This is a genomic window from uncultured Acinetobacter sp., assembly GCF_947626835.1.
Lineage (GTDB): Bacteria > Pseudomonadota > Gammaproteobacteria > Pseudomonadales > Moraxellaceae > Acinetobacter.
The window spans coordinates 202443-217915 of sequence record NZ_CANQTS010000001.1 but is presented as its reverse complement, the minus strand read 5'-3'; the positions used below and the strand labels follow the sequence as shown (position 1 = coordinate 217915).

Below are 15473 nucleotides of genomic sequence, written 5' to 3'. Positions count from 1 at the left end.
CTATGTTGGTTATCTGCAAAAGCTCGCTAAATCGGTTAAGATCGGTTTAAATTTAAGCAAATAATAACGACAAAGGAACAGGATGTTCTCAATTACACAACGCCTGAGCGTATTTTTAATGCTCAGCACCGGACTTGCGGTAGGGATTTTACGTTTTTCTTATACTGCTTTATTACCCAGTACCCGAGAAGCCTTTGAATGGAGCAGCAACTTTGCCAGTGTGTTGGGCAGCGCCAACTTATTGGGCTATTTGATTGGTGCATTTTGGGCCATGCGCTTAGCACAAAACGTCAAGATGCTGCATTATTTGACAGGTGCCGGCGTGATTGGCAGTTTGAGTTTACTGTGCTGTGCCTTTGATGGCTTTATAGGGACATGGTATATCTTTTGGCGAGTACTTTCAGGGATTTGCGGCGGCTTACTGATGATTTTAGCACCCACTGTGGTTGCACAATGTGCCGATGCCAGTAAACGTCTAAAAATCAACTTTGTTGGCTTTAGTGGTGTTGGGATTGGCGTTTTAGCAGCAACGCTGTTTTTACCTTATTTAGATCGCATCAGTATTACGCAAGCTTGGCTGATTTTATTTAGTTTTGCGGTATTGTTTACCGTGTTTATTGCCAAATTGATTTATCCCTTTCATCAGCAACTCGATCATAACACTCAAACCCAAGCGCCCAATACACGCCCGGATGGGTTTTATAAAACCTTAATTTTGGTGTATGCTTGTAGTGCCTTTGCCTATATTCCACATTCGTTATTTTGGATTGATTATTTAACCCAAAGTTTAGGTTTATCTTTATTTTGGATTAATTTTAATTGGATTTTATACGGGATTGGCAGCGCATTTGGGGCCTTCACAGCCTATTTATTTGCAGTAAAATTTGGCAATTTAAAAGCTTTAAAACTGCTCTATAGCTTTTATGTAGCAGCTATTTTATTTGCCTTAATGCCAAGTTTTCCGCTGTTGACTTTTTTATCATCATTGCTAACGGGTTTGCTTAATCCTGCGGTGGTGTTTTTAACCTCTTATACGATCTTGCAGCATTATGGTTTGGCCTATAAAAAACTATGGGGCATGGCCACGATGACCTTTGCCTTAGTACAACTGATTGGCGGTTTAAGCTTTAGTACCTTACAAAGTTTTAATGTGGCTTATCCACAGCAATTTATTTTAGCTGCTGCTGTTTTATTGTCAGGCACCTTATATTTTATGTTTTATGTACGACGCTATGAACTGGATTTTAAAAAGGAAGTGACCCCTCAAACTTAAGGTTTTAAATACGGATAAGGATTGACTGCACCTTGTCCTTGTAGATAGATTCCATAATGTAAATGTGGCGGTGTGTTTTTAGCATTGCCACTATTGCCCACATAACCCAATAACGTACCAACGTCCACCCAATCGCCTGCTTGAATATGCTCAGCATACGCATCTAAATGGGCATAATAATGTGAGCTTAATTCAGGCCCTGTAATCCAAATCACTTTGCCATAAAGTATTAGTGCCCACTTCTCGCACAATTCCTTGAGTACTGCTTAAGACAGCTGTACCACGCTTGGCAAAAATATCTACGCCTTCATGGCGACGCCCAGCACTTCTTGCAGCGCCCCATGTATCGGTGATTTGCGCAAAAGTCACCTGCTCTACCGGAATCAAAAGCGGCGCTTGTAGCGGCGTACGCTTCAGCTGCCAATACAAATAAGGTGTTTGCCATGTAGTTACTTGTGTAGCAGGGGGTGGCTGACAAGCACTGAGTAAAAGAGTGATGAAAGCCCATCCAAAAATTTTAAACATCCAAACTCCACATCAAACATCCCTTCAATGAGGATGGTCTAGGTTTTTTTATTGAATTAATTTTTAGGTTATTGCTGTTGCTGTTGCTGTTGCTGTTGCTGTTGCTCATTATGTTGCACATCTTGAGCATGCTGCTGTCGCTTTGACTGACGTGCCATGTTGGTCTGCTCTTGAAATGATGGGGTCAGAGAATTTACTGTAGCGAATTTCTGCCTATGCACAAGCCTGATCATGTGAAAAATTACCTTCATCTTACTAAGTTCAATTGCATCGATGCAAAGTCAGCATCTTAAAAAGACTTGAGTAATAAAATCGACTTAAGGCAGCATAAAGGCGGTTTAAACCAGAGCTAAAAAGAAAAAAATTGCCAACATGCAATACTTTCTTGGCATCTTGACGCATAATATAGGCATCGAATTTTTTTTGGTGAAGTCATAAGCGTACTTGCGTAGTCACGTCTGACTTGCACCTTTTTTGTAAATTGTTCACATTAAAGAAGTTATTTTATGAAAATCGTCATTCTTAATAAGCCTTATGACGTCCTCTCCCAATTCCGTAAAGATGAAGCACACATGACCATGTCTGACTTTGTCGATGACCCTGATTTACGTCTTGCAGGTCGTTTGGATATGGACTCAGAAGGTTTAGTATTTTTAACCGATCACGGTGGTCTAAACCAATATATCACCAACCCTACCAATAAAAAGTTTAAAACTTACCTTGTACAAGTGGATGGTGATATCACCGAAGAAGCGCTTGAGAAATTGCGTCAAGGTGTTGAACTTAAAGATGGCATGACCTTGCCTGCTAAAGCCATTAAAGTCGAACAGCCTGAATGGTTATGGGATCGTGATCCTCCGGTACGTTTTCGCGTATCTGTACCGACGTCTTGGGTGGAAATTTCGATTTGCGAAGGTCGTAACCGCCAAGTGCGCCGTATGACTTCGGCAGTGGGTTTTCCAACGCTACGTTTAATTCGTACTAAAATTGGTGCAATTGATTTAGTGCAATTGGGTTTACAACCAGGTGAAACCAAAGAAATTGAACCTTTGTTATATCCTGATTTCCAAAATCTACCTGCAGATGAACCTTACCGCTCACGTTCTTATGTGAAAAAGCCGGGTGGTACAGGGGGTAAGCCAATGGTACGTAAAAATAAAGATGGCTCAGTCAAGAAAAAAGGCACCAAGCGTATTTGGCAAATGGATGAAAGCGAAAAGCCAAAACGTCGTACCAATGGTACAACTCGTCCAAATACCAAAGCACCACGCGGTCGTGGCCGTGGTCGCGGTTAATTAAGCGACTCAATATAGCCTGCCCTTGTGGCGGGCTTTTTTAGGTGCGTACTGATGTCTTTTTTAAGCCCATTTGGCTCAGTTACAAAATTCATCAATAAAAAACCCATGTCGAAACATGGGTTTTAATTTAAAACTAACTAAAGCGCAATTATGCTTTTAGCCATTGTTCTGCTTTGGCTTGATCTGCCACTTTTAATTCAACCGAAGCTAACCCAATTTCTGCGGTATTAACTTCAAACTGCATCAATTCATCACGGCGGAATGCCAGCACGCTAAATGTACCCTGTTGCTTAGCATAACTTGCTAAGAGCTTCTCAGAGGCTTTTAGACCATCAATCGCAATAATCACATCATGGGCAGATAAACCTGCTTGTGCCCCTACACTATCACGACGTGCTTGTTGTACCAAGACACCTTGCGCTTGATCGCTTAGCTTTAAACCAAAAGGCAAAGACTTGTCATCTTTAACCTGATAACTAATACCAAATTCAGGCAACAATTGATCGAGCGGCAACTCATCTGTGGTGTTAATTAAATGATTGATCTGCTCAATCCAACTATCACCTGTCAGTTCTTTACATAGCTCGTAAATGGTGCGCTGATTGACTTGAATGCCATTTTGTGCATTTTCGTATAGCTTACGCATTAAGGCATCTAAGCTCGAACCACGTAAACGTAAACCTAAGTCTAAACATAAAGCCACTAAACAGCCTTTGTTATAGTAACTGGTGCCTGCATTATTCGAGTTTTCATCTTGACGATAAAATTTTACCCATGCATCAAAGCTCGATTCGGCCACGGTTTGAATCAAACGTCCCGGATTTTGTAAATAACGCTCAATTTGGCTTTTTAACAGCTTTAAATATGCCTCTTGATCAATCACACCACTACGTAATAGCAATAAATCATCGTAATACGAGGTAAAGCCTTCAAAAATCCATAGCAACGAGGTATAGCCTTCTTTATTTAAATCATAATTGACAAAATTTTCAGGACGAATAAATTTCACCAACCAAGAATGGAAATATTCGTGACTACATAAACCTAAGAAACGCTGATAATCTTCTGATGGCTCCTCAGGTTCATTGGCTTTGGGCAAATCCTGACGTGGGGTAATTAAACTGGTGCTATTTGGATGCTCTAAACCGCCATAACTATTGCCCGTGGCCATGGTCATAAAGGTATAGTCTTTAAATGGCGCCGAACCAAACATCTGAATTTGTGTGGCACAAATCTTGGTGATGTCTTGCTGCATGCGTTCAGTATTCATGGCATGTTTACCCGACACCACAAATTCATGTGCAACCCCTTCTGCATCAAAGCTAAAGCGCGTCTGCTCTGCCAACTCAAAAGGTGAATCAATCAGTTGTGCATAGTTATCGGCTTCTAAAGTAAAACGCCCTTTGACCAAACTGCGAGATTTTAAACCCGTGGCCAGTTGGAAATGTTTTAACTCAGGCGGTAAAAATATTTCAACTTCAATTGCTTTATGTTCTTGACCCTCTAAGGCTAAACACGCACAGGCTGGGTTAATATATAAACGTGTTTGGTCTACATAAGCACCACGTACCGACAAATCATAGGCATAGACATCATATTCAACCGTGATCAGCTCATAGTCGGTGTTAAATAAACGCCATTTATTTTTTTCAAATTTTTCAATTTCCAGCAAACGCCCCTCTTCGTCATAGGCACGTACGCTTTCTAAATGTTTGGCAAATTCACGAATGAGATAACTGCCCGGAATCCATGTCGGTAAAGATAAGACTTGTGTCGGCTCTGCAACAAAACGCAAAGTCACATGGGCAAGATGCTGACGATAATCGTCAAATTCGATTTGATAATGCAACATAATGGGCAATACAAACATTCAATAGATAACTTAAGCAGAAGCTTAACATTTTTTTGCCAGGCAATGCATAGCGCTTGCATTTGTTGGCTTTTTGACTAGCCATCTGCTAGAAAAAGGCATAGCATGCGCAGACTTTTTTTCAATTTTTTTGTCCATGGATTGGCAAATAAGGAACTGCCTTGAACGCTGTGTTTTACCTGTTGGCAAGCTGTGTGCTGCTGTGCTCCACCACAAGTTTTGCAAATCTACTGAACATCGACCCTGAATCGGTTGAAGCCGAAGCGTGGACCATTTTAGATTCACAATCAGGACAAGTGATTGCCGAGCACAATAGTCATGTACAACGTGCCCCTGCTTCACTCACCAAAATGATGGTGGCATATATTGCCTTAAAAGACATTCAAAGCGGCAAGTTACAACGCCATGAAATGCTCACTGTCACTCCTGTAGTCAATCAGGTCATGTCAGATGAATCACAAATGCGCCTTAAAGTCGGTGAACAGGTCAGTGTAGATACTTTATTGGCAGGCTTAATTGTTATGTCTGCCAATGATGCGGCTTTACTTTTAGCTGAACGCATTTCAGGCTCTGTGCCGCTTTTTGTAGCCCGTATGAATAGCGAAGCCAAAGCTGTGGGCATGCACAATAGTCATTTTAGTAATCCGCCCGGCCTTACTATGCCAGATCATTATTCAACGGCCGCTGACTTTGCACTGCTTGGTCAAGCTTTGGTCAATGAAGTGCCCTCCTATTTGTACTATTCAAAACTGCCTGATTTTCGCTATCAAGGTCTTTACCATGCAGCCACCAATATATTACTTAAAACCGACCCAAGTGTGGATGGTTTAAAGACCGGTTTTACCAAGGCCGCAGGTTACAATTTAGCGCTCACTGCACAGCGCGATACACATCGTTTAGATGCTCCAACACGGCGTCTCATTGTGGTGGTTTTAGGTACACCGAGTATGCAAAAACGTGCTGAAGTGGCACATCAATTAATGAATGTGGCGTATACCTATACCCAAAATGAACGTATTGTGGCTAAAGGCCAACATTTAGCTGACATTCCTGTCAATCAATCAAAGTACACATGGTTTCAAGTCAAAGGTATTCAACCTGAGGTCGTCACGACTTCCCTCTACCCTTTGACTACGCCTATTGATCTGAATACTTATCAAGCCAATCAACAGCGTTTATATGTAAAAGATGCCCAAGGACTCATGCAAATTATTGAGCCATTAAGCACTACAAAAACCCAAGTACAAGCCAACTTAAAGCAGCCTGTTTTAAATGCGCCACTGAATCAGAAAATGCCTTTAGTAGAAATTAAAGTCTATCAAAATCAGCAACTTTTACGCAGTTTTGAGGTTAATAATCAGGTCACGCTTGAAAAAGAGAATATTTTTAAGCAATGGATGGCATGGTGTCATGACCTATGGCATGGCATACAACGTAAAGCCAATATTAAGCTCTAAGTTGCCGCAATTTTTGTAACTTGTATAACAATTTTACGCCCATATTCCCTTGAAGAGATGGCATAGTCATGGCATCTCTTTTTTTATAATAACAATGGGCACACCATGACCTTACTTCATAAAATTGTCATTATTGGCGGTGGCGCAGGCGGTTTAGAATTAGCCACTCAATTGGGCAATAGCTTAGGCCGTAGCCATAAAGCTGAGATTACTTTAGTCGATCAAAAACTTACCCATGTTTGGAAACCTTTGTTACACGAAATTGCCTCGGGTCGACTCAATCCACATCAAGAAGAAACTAACTATTTTGCCCATGCGGCCAAACATGCCTATCAGTTTGTTTTGGGTCGTTTTGTCGGCATCGACCGACAACATAAGCGGGTTGAAATTCAGCATCAGCATTGGCTCAAAAAAGCAGTCAATAGCCCAAGTCCTAGCTCATTGAGTATTGCTTTAGACTATGACACCTTAATTTTAGCGCTTGGCTCTACCTGCAACGATTTTCAAACCGAAGGCGTCAAACAGCATTGCCACTTTTTAGACAATGTCGAGCAAGCCCAACAATTCCAACAAGATTTATTGCATGTGTATTTAGAGGCGCAACATTTACCTAAAGCACGCGCTTTAAATATTGCCATCATTGGTGCAGGGGCCACAGGCGTTGAATTGGCAGCCGAGTTGATTCATGCCAAAGACAACTTTTTTCAATATGGCTTAAACAAAATCGATCCAAGTAAAGTCAATATTCGAGTGATTGAAGCGGCTGATCGTATTTTGCCAGCTTTGTCGGAGAAAACCTCAGAACATACCCAACAACAACTTGAAGATTTAGGCGTGGAAGTATTGACCGATCACCGTGTGTCTAAAGTCGATGCTGAACGGGTTTACTTTGCTGATGGTTCAAGTTTTGAGGCAGAAATTAAAGTTTGGGCAGCAGGCATTCAAGCCCCGGAAGTATTTAACAATTTAACCGAATTTGAAAAAGACCATGTCAATCGTTTACATATTTTTGCTACTTTACAAACCACCATTGATCCCGATATTTTTGCCTTTGGCGATTGCGCACATTGTCAACCCGATGCCAAAGCACCGGCTTTAGCACCGCGTGCCCAAGTGGCAAGTCAACAAGCCAGTTTTTTACGCCATGCGATGAAAGCACGTGTCACACAGCAGCCCTTACCAATGTTTAGATTTTCTGAAAAAGGCGCATTGGTGTCGTTAAGTGAACACAGTGCAGTGGGTGAATTATTGGGCAAAGTTAATATTCATGGGGTCTTAGCAAAATCCATGTATATGTCGTTGTATCGGGTGCATCAAGCCAATATTCATGGCTATACCCATGCCAGTTTACTGACCGCTAAAGACCTAATGATAAAAAACATAGGTCCAAAGATAAAATTACATTGAAATATAATTTTTCGCCCATACTAATAAAAAAACAGCATTAGATCGGTAAAAATGCGAATTTTAGCGAAATCACTTCGATAAATTTATTTTTCCCTTTATGATGTATCTTTAAAAATTTATTGAATGGATCAATAGCATGACTGCAATTGCAAATAACCACGTGGTATCTTTCCACTACACATTGACTAACGCTGAGGGTGAAGTTCTTGATAAATCTCAAGGCGAGCCACTTGTATACTTGCAAGGTGCAGGCAACATCATTCCTGGTTTAGAAAATGCTTTACTTGGTAAAACTGTAGGCGACAAATTCACTGTAACTGTACCTGCTGCTGAAGGTTACGGCGAATACAACCCTGAACTTGTACAAGAAGTTCCTGCAAAAATGTTCCAAGGTGTAGATAACATCCAAGCGGGCATGCAGTTCCAAGCACAAACTGATGATGGCGTGCAAATTGTAACTGTTAAAGCAGTTGAAGGCGAAAACGTAATCGTTGATGCAAACTTCCCACTTGCTGGTCAAGACTTAACATTTGATGTTGAAATCGTAGACATCCGTGATGCTTCTCAAGAAGAATTAGATCACGGTCACGTACACGGTGCAGGTGGTCACCACCACTAAGATCATCTGATCTACAAAAAGGCAAAGTATTTTACTTTGCCTTTTTTTATAGGGTTTGCCACAAATTTTGTTACTTGAACTCACACGAAATTCACTGCGTTTAGACTAAGCTTAAGTTATTTGATTGTAGTGTGACTGACATGTCTGCTTATCAACTGGTTTGGCTACGCCAAGATTTACGCACCTTTGATCATAGTGCTTTGCATCATGCTATGGCAGCAGGTCCAACGCTGGCTGTGGTGGTACTTTCGCCTGAGCAATGGCGTTTGCATGATGATGCCCCGATTAAAATTGATTTTTACTTACGCCAATTACAAGCCTTGCAAAGCGATTTAGCCAACTTAAATGTGCCTCTGCTTGTGTTACGCGTTGAGCTTTGGCATGACATTGCAAATGCCTTAAAAAAATTATGTCAGACGCTGCCTATAGCCAATCTTTATGCCAATCGTGAAGCTGGGGTAAATGAAATTTCACGTGATGAATGGGTCACCCAAAGCTTAAAGCAGCTGAACATCAACAGCCATTTCTTTGAAGATCGTACCTTATTTGCATTGGGTTCAATTCGTAATAAAAGCCTGCAACCTTATCAGGTGTTTAGTGCCTTTAAAAAGCAGTGCTATGAAAAATTAAGTGTCAGTTTAGCGCCTTGCTATCCAACCCCTCAAGCTCAACAGATGCTTGATTTGAACTTTGATCAGTCAATGCTGAACATTCCAAGTTTAACTGAACTTGGTTTTAACCAAATTCCACCCCTCCAACAAGCACTTTGGCCTGTTGGGGAAAATAGTGCCTTTGACCGGTTAGATGCTTTTATTGCTGATCAAGTTGCATATTATGACCGTGAGCGCGACTATCCACATTTAAACAGCACCAGTCAATTATCTGCCTATTTAAATATTGGTATGCTCTCCATTCGTAGCTGTGTCAATGCACTGTTTCGCGAGCAATATGGCAATTTTGATTTTGTCAGTACAGGACAGCAAGTGTGGCTAAATGAATTGCTGTGGCGTGAATTTTATCAACACATTTTATTTGATTTTCCAAAAGTGTCTAAGCATCAGCCCTTTAAAGATACTACCAAAGGTTTAATGTGGCGTGATGCTCCCGATGAACTACATGCTTGGCAACAAGGTCAAACCGGTATCCCGATTGTGGACGCGGGTATACGTCAAATGCTCGCCACAGGTTGGATGCATAACCGTGTACGCATGATTGTGGCGATGTTTTTAAGTAAAAATTTGCTGATTGATTGGCGCTTGGGTGAAACATGGTTTATGCAACACTTAATTGATGGCGATTTAGCCGCCAATAATGGCGGTTGGCAATGGTGTGCCTCAACAGGTACAGATGCAGTGCCCTATTTTAGAATTTTTAATCCTGTCAGTCAGTCAGAAAAATTTGACCCTAATGGTGATTACCTGCGCTGTTGGTTACCTGAACTTGCACATTTAAATGCCAAAGAAATTCATGACCCGTATGCTAAAAACCCACAGCGCAAATTAGACTACCCACGCCCAATTGTGGACTTAAAACACAGTCGTTTACGTGCTTTAGAGGCATTTAAAGCTCTGTAAACAAAAATCCCGATCAATGATCGGGATTTTTTTATGCTATTTGCTCATCACGTTTAAAGACCAATTCATTGCCTTGTGAACTGATTGGGTCAAAATAATAGCCCTCGCTGTTAAAGCTCTGCAGCTGTTCAGGGGCTTGAATATTATGTTGAATGATATAACGTGCCATTAAACCACGTGCTTTTTTGGCATAAAAACTAATCACTTTATATTTGCCATTTTTTTGATCTAAAAACACAGGTTTAATCACAGATGCCTTGAGTGAGGTTTCTTTAACCGCTTTATAATATTCATCGGAAGCTAAATTGACCACCACTGGGCTGTTGCTGGCTTCAATATCCTGATTAATCAGATCAGTAATGGTATTTCCCCAAAATTGATATAAATTGTTTCCTTTTGGATTAGACAAACGTGTGCCCATTTCTAAACGATATGGCATCATTAAATCTAAAGGTCGCAGCAATCCATATAGACCAGAGAGCATACGTAAATGCTGTTGAGCAATATCAAGCTCATTTTCATTCAATGTGTAGGCATCTAAACCGGTATAGACATCGCCTTTAAAGGCAAAAATGGCTTGACGACTATTGCTTAAATTAAAGTCGCTTTGCCAATCACGAAAACGTGCCACATTTAACTGGGCAATTTTTTCACTCACCGACATTAAACTAGCAATTTCACTGGCCGAAAGACTACGACTTACGTCGATAAGCTGTTGTGAGTGGTCAAGCAATCTTGGTAAAGTATACGTATCTGTAGGTAAGATGGTTTCATAATCGAGGGTTTTAGCCGGAGAAATCAGAATAAGCATAAAAAATTTGATCAAAAAATAATTAAACAAATATAACAGCAGTGCTATTTTAATGCCAACTTGTGTTTTTACTGAACATTATCGGTAGAATAGCCCGTTGTTTCTTTTACCTGACTGTTAATTATGTCTGAGCAAATTTTCATCCAAGGCCCGGCTGGCAAAATTGAAATTTTTGTAGATTACCCTCAGGGCGAAGTGAAAGGATTCGCTGTCGTATGCCATCCACACCCGCTACAAGGCGGCACACCACAACATAAAGTTCCTGCGCTGTTGGCTCAGATGTACCTAGAACGCGGTTGTGTGGTCTATCGTCCAAGCTTCCGTGGCTCAGGTCAAAGTGAAGGTATACATGATGAAGGTTTTGGCGAAACCGATGATATTCTAGAAGTGATCAAATTTGCCCGTCACAAGCATATTACTGTGCCATTTTATGCTGGTGGTTTTAGCTTTGGTGCACATGTCATGGTCAAAGCCTATGCCTCACTGCCTGTTGAGCTGCAACCAAAACAAGCTATGATTTGTGGTTTACCCACTGCGACAGTGGCAGGCGTGCGTCACTATGTCACTCCACCGATTAAAGGGGATATTTTATTTGTGCATGGTGAAGCTGACGAAGTCACTTTACTCTCAGATATGATTGAATGGTCACGCCCACAGCGCCATGTAGTGACTGTACTACCGGGTGCCAATCATTTCTTTACCGGTTATTTAAAACAACTGCGTTTAGCCATGACCCGTTATTTGGTCTCAGCTTAAAACAAAAACCTCGCCGATTGCGGGGTTTTTTATTTGTCCCATTTAAAATCCGAAAAATGATGCTGGCTTTTTAAAGTGGTTTCAACTGCTTGCGCCAATTGATTTAATAGACTTTGCTCAGTAATACGATCTAACCAATCTTGTTCTTCGGCAGGATAAGAGCTAATTTTACAGACCATGTGCCCTTGCTCAGTTTGATGTTGGCAACTCACCGCCAATGGCAATTCATGTTGCTCTACGCTGACCGCAATATGCTCGCCACTTTGTGAGAGGGTTTCAAAACCATATTCGGCTAATTTCTCTGCCAATAGTTGTGTAACCTGTTTAGAGACAGCCATATCATCATGTGTATGTGGTGCTGTTTCACAGTGGGCAATAAATTGTAGCGTTCTCATTTATAGCATCCCAAAGACATTGTTATTGTATAGTCTTTGAGCATAGGCGCATAAACCAAAACAGCCAAGTACTCGACTTGGCTGTTGTATATTTTTTAATCAATTTTTAGACTAATTACTCAGTCACTTGAATTGCTAGACCTGCTGTGTTAGCCAATTGGGTAAAGGTTGGGAAGCTTGTCGCAACGGTTTCGGTACCGACAATTTTAATCTCGCCTGAGGTACGTAAACCCGCCATTGAGAAACTCATGGCAATACGATGGTCATGATGCGATTCAATCTCACCACCATTAAAAATTGCGCCCCACTCGCCTGCTTTACCTTTCCCTTCAATGATGATGCCATCTTCGGTTGGTATGCAGTCAATGCCCATGATTTGTAAACCATCAGCCATCACTTGAATACGATCTGATTCTTTGACACGTAATTCAGCAGCACCGGTTAATACGGTTTGACCTTCGGCACAAGCCGCTGCGATAAAGAGTGCAGGGAATTCATCAATCGCTAAAGGTACTTGATCTTCAGGAATATGAATGCCTTTTAAAGTACGTGTACCTTGAATACGAATGTCGGCAATCGGTTCACCGCCTGCAATACGCTCGTTTTGGACCGTAATGTCAGCACCCATTTGTTTTAAGATTTCAATAATACCGGTACGGGTTGGGTTAATGCCTACCGCTTCTAGGGTTACATCAGCACCTTCAGTAATGGCAGCTCCCACCATAAAGAACGCAGCCGATGAAATATCAGAGGGCACTTGAATGTCAGTGCCTACCAATTTACCACCACCTTGTAGTGAAATGCGGTTGCCTTCGGTTTTTACCTCATAACCAAAAGCACGTAACATACGCTCGGTGTGGTCACGCGTTGGCTCAGGTTCAGTCACTGAAGTTTCGCCAGTAGCCCACAAACCTGCTAATAAAATACCTGATTTAACTTGCGCAGATGCCATTGGCAAATCGTAATGTACACCTGTTAATGCTTGCGCACCGGTAATCGAAATTGGTGGTGTGCCACGCTCACCTGTACTTTGAATCTGTGCACCCATTAAACGTAATGGCTTAGCAATACGCTCCATTGGACGCTTAGAGAGTGATGCATCGCCGGTCATCACAGAATCAAACTTCTGCGCTGAGAGCATACCCGACAACAAACGCATCGAAGTGCCTGAGTTGCCCATATATAAAGCTGATTTTGGTGCTTTTAAACCGTGCATGCCTACGCCATGAATGGTGACTTCACCATTTTTTGGGCCTTCAATGGATACGCCCATATCACGAAACGCTTGCAAAGTGGCTAAGGCATCTTCGCCCTCTAAAAAACCTGTGACATGTGTTGTGCCTTCAGCAATCGCACCAAACATAATTGAACGGTGTGACACAGATTTGTCACCTGGTACGGTAAATTTACCTTGGAATTTTTTGGTACCCGGTTGGATGGTAAATTGTTGTGTCACGTGTGTGTTCTCCAGCAAAGGTTTTTGAGCCAGCATATGATTAAAATGTTGACGTGCTGCTTGCGCATGCCCGAGTAAACCCATTAATTCGTGTGAGTTTTCATCTTCAATCAATTTGCGAATCACGGCCAATTGTTGTTCAAAGCCATCGACAGCGTTTAAAATGGCTGTTTTGTTGGCAAAAAAGATATCATGCCACATTTGTGGATCACTGGCAGCAATACGTGAGAAATCACGAAAACCACCCGCAGCATAACGGAAAATATCAAGATTATCTTCTCGGTTAGCCAATTGCTCAACCAAGTTAAATGCCATTAAATGCGGTAAATGACTGGTATGGGCCAAGACTTCATCGTGCTTGGCCACATCCATACAAATCACTTCCGCTTGCGCGGCTTGCCACAGTTGAATCAGTTTGTCGACCGCCCAATCGGCACTGGTGGGCAGCGGAGTTAAAATCACTTTGTGATTGGCAAATAAATCGACTTTACCTGCATGTACCCCGGTATGTTCAGCCCCTGCAATGGGATGACCTGGCACAAAACCTGCGGGTAAATCCTCACCATAAACCGCTTTCGCTGCGTCTACGACATTGCCTTTGGTACTTCCCACATCGGTAATAATCGTATGTGCAGACAAATACGATTTAATGGTCGCAAGGATATGCTGTGTAGCACGTACAGGCAATGCAAGTACCACTAAGTCTGCACCTTGCACCGCATCAATCGGGTCACGATAACCGGCTTCAATTAAGCCTAAGGCTTTGGCATCAGTTAAGGTTTGTTCCGAACGGGTCGATGCCACGATTTGTTTGGCCAAGCCTTTTGCGCGTATCACACGAGCAAGACTTGAACCAATTAACCCTAGCCCAATAAAGGCAACTTTTTCAAACTGTAGCTGTGACATTAGTTATGCTGTTGCCTCTAAAGACAGAACTTTTGCCAATGCCGTTAAGAATTTAGCATTTTCAGCTTCTGTTCCAATCGATACGCGAAGATGATTGGGAATACCCACCGGACGTACAATCACACCTTCTTTGAGTAAAGCATTAAAGGTTTGTGCAGGATCAGCTTGTACATCCACCAACAAGAAATTGGCACGTGATGGCACATAGTTTAAGCCTAATGCCTTAAAGCCTGCTTCTAACTGTGCCATACCTGCTTTGTTGGTTACACGTGATTTTTCAATAAAATCTTCGTCTTGTAATGCCGCAACACCTGCAACCATGGCTAAATGATTCACGTTAAATGGCTGACGAATACGATTTAAATAATCTGTCACTTCAGCTGACGCTAAAGCAAAACCAACACGCAATGCTGCCAAGCCATAGCACTTCGATAAGGTACGGCTAATGATTAAATTGTCATATTGGCTTAAGAATTTTAAGCTGTTGAAGTTTTCAGGGAAATATTCCACATAGGCTTCATCAAGTACCACAAGCACATGACTCGGTACTTTTTGCATGAAGCGTTCAAATTCTGCTTCTTCAAACCAAGTACCGGTTGGGTTATTTGGATTGGCAATAAAAATCAGCTTGGTATTGTCTTGTACCGCTGCTGCCATCGCGTCTAAATCGTGAGCGAAACCTTTGGCAGGCACTTCAATCGCTTGTGCATTAATGGCTTGAGTCACCAATGCATACACTGCAAAAGCGTGCTGGCTATACACCACCGAATCTTTATCAGACACAAAAGCACGGGCAAACATTTCAAGTAAATCGTTTGAGCCATTACCTAGAGTAATTTGGTCTAAACCCACAGCAAATTGCTTGGCCACTTGTGCTTTTAAAATATAACCGCCGCCATCAGGATAACGACCAATTTCTGCCAACTCTGCGGCAACCGCTTGTTGCACTTTTTCAGAACAACCCAATGGGTTTTCATTTGAAGCAAGTTTGACAATATCAGTTAAACCCAATTCACGCTCTAATTCGCTCATTGGTTTACCTGGTTGGTATGGCTTTAATTTTGCAATGCCGTCATTGGCTGGCACAAAGGTCATATTTTACTTCCCGATGGAGACAATTAGACCG

At 41.8% G+C, this 15473-nt stretch carries 12 protein-coding genes and 1 pseudogene; 7 read left to right on the top strand and 6 right to left on the bottom strand.

Annotated elements, in window-relative coordinates:
• Positions 1–82 precede the first annotated feature (82 nt).
• On the top strand, positions 83–1273 hold the full coding sequence (locus tag Q0Z55_RS01125; RefSeq protein ID WP_297423010.1) for a YbfB/YjiJ family MFS transporter: 1191 nt from the start codon (positions 83–85) through the stop codon (positions 1271–1273).
• Here the strand turns inward: Q0Z55_RS01125 and Q0Z55_RS01120 are convergent.
• Positions 1270–1798, bottom strand: a pseudogene (locus tag Q0Z55_RS01120) (peptidoglycan DD-metalloendopeptidase family protein). The gene Q0Z55_RS01125 and the pseudogene Q0Z55_RS01120 sit on opposite strands and share 4 nt — an antisense overlap.
• A 506-nt stretch (positions 1799–2304) precedes the next feature.
• Between Q0Z55_RS01120 and Q0Z55_RS01115 the strand changes: the two are divergent.
• Positions 2305–3093: a pseudouridine synthase gene (locus Q0Z55_RS01115; RefSeq protein WP_297423007.1), complete on the top strand. Its 789-nt coding sequence runs from the start codon at positions 2305–2307 to the stop codon at positions 3091–3093.
• A gap of 151 nt (positions 3094–3244) precedes the next feature.
• Here the strand turns inward: Q0Z55_RS01115 and Q0Z55_RS01110 are convergent, their stop codons facing one another.
• Positions 3245–4948: a M61 family peptidase gene (locus tag Q0Z55_RS01110; protein ID WP_297423005.1), complete on the bottom strand. Its 1704-nt coding sequence runs from the start codon at positions 4946–4948 to the stop codon at positions 3245–3247.
• 179 nt (positions 4949–5127) lie between these two features.
• Here Q0Z55_RS01110 and Q0Z55_RS01105 point away from each other — a divergent pair, with 179 nt between their 5' ends.
• The 4 genes from Q0Z55_RS01105 (at position 5128) to Q0Z55_RS01090 (ending at position 10023) form a co-directional block, all read left to right on the top strand.
• A complete protein-coding gene (locus Q0Z55_RS01105; protein WP_297423002.1) occupies positions 5128–6423 on the top strand; it encodes a D-alanyl-D-alanine carboxypeptidase family protein in 1296 nt (431 codons plus the stop codon).
• Between the two features lie 105 nt (positions 6424–6528).
• Positions 6529–7830: an NAD(P)/FAD-dependent oxidoreductase gene (locus Q0Z55_RS01100; RefSeq protein WP_297422999.1), complete on the top strand. Its 1302-nt coding sequence runs from the start codon at positions 6529–6531 to the stop codon at positions 7828–7830.
• A gap of 136 nt (positions 7831–7966) precedes the next feature.
• Complete coding sequence (locus tag Q0Z55_RS01095; RefSeq protein ID WP_297422998.1) at positions 7967–8449, top strand: peptidylprolyl isomerase; 483 nt, start codon at positions 7967–7969, stop codon at positions 8447–8449.
• Positions 8450–8589: 140 nt separating this feature from the next.
• Positions 8590–10023, top strand: a complete 1434-nt coding sequence (locus tag Q0Z55_RS01090; protein WP_297422996.1) for a deoxyribodipyrimidine photo-lyase — start codon at positions 8590–8592, stop codon at positions 10021–10023.
• 31 nt (positions 10024–10054) lie between these two features.
• Here Q0Z55_RS01090 and yaaA read toward each other — a convergent pair whose 3' ends face one another.
• Entirely contained in the window at positions 10055–10834 is a 780-nt protein-coding gene (gene yaaA / locus Q0Z55_RS01085; RefSeq protein ID WP_297422994.1) for a peroxide stress protein YaaA, read from the bottom strand.
• A gap of 123 nt (positions 10835–10957) precedes the next feature.
• Between yaaA and Q0Z55_RS01080 the strand changes: the two genes are divergently transcribed.
• The gene (locus Q0Z55_RS01080) at positions 10958–11590 is read left to right on the top strand and encodes a hydrolase (RefSeq protein WP_297422992.1); all 633 of its coding nucleotides are present in this window, start codon (positions 10958–10960) and stop codon (positions 11588–11590) included.
• A 29-nt stretch (positions 11591–11619) separates the two neighbouring features.
• On the opposite strand, the gene Q0Z55_RS01075 is transcribed toward Q0Z55_RS01080, so the two are convergent.
• The 3 genes from Q0Z55_RS01075 to hisC form a co-directional block, all read right to left on the bottom strand.
• On the bottom strand, positions 11620–11985 hold the full coding sequence (locus Q0Z55_RS01075; RefSeq protein WP_297422990.1) for a hypothetical protein: 366 nt from the start codon (positions 11983–11985) through the stop codon (positions 11620–11622).
• Between the two features lie 115 nt (positions 11986–12100).
• Complete coding sequence (locus tag Q0Z55_RS01070) at positions 12101–14347, bottom strand: bifunctional prephenate dehydrogenase/3-phosphoshikimate 1-carboxyvinyltransferase (protein ID WP_297422986.1); 2247 nt, start codon at positions 14345–14347, stop codon at positions 12101–12103.
• 3 nt (positions 14348–14350) lie between these two features.
• Complete coding sequence (hisC, locus tag Q0Z55_RS01065) at positions 14351–15442, bottom strand: histidinol-phosphate transaminase (RefSeq protein ID WP_297422984.1); 1092 nt, start codon at positions 15440–15442, stop codon at positions 14351–14353.
• Positions 15443–15473: the final 31 nt, after the last annotated feature.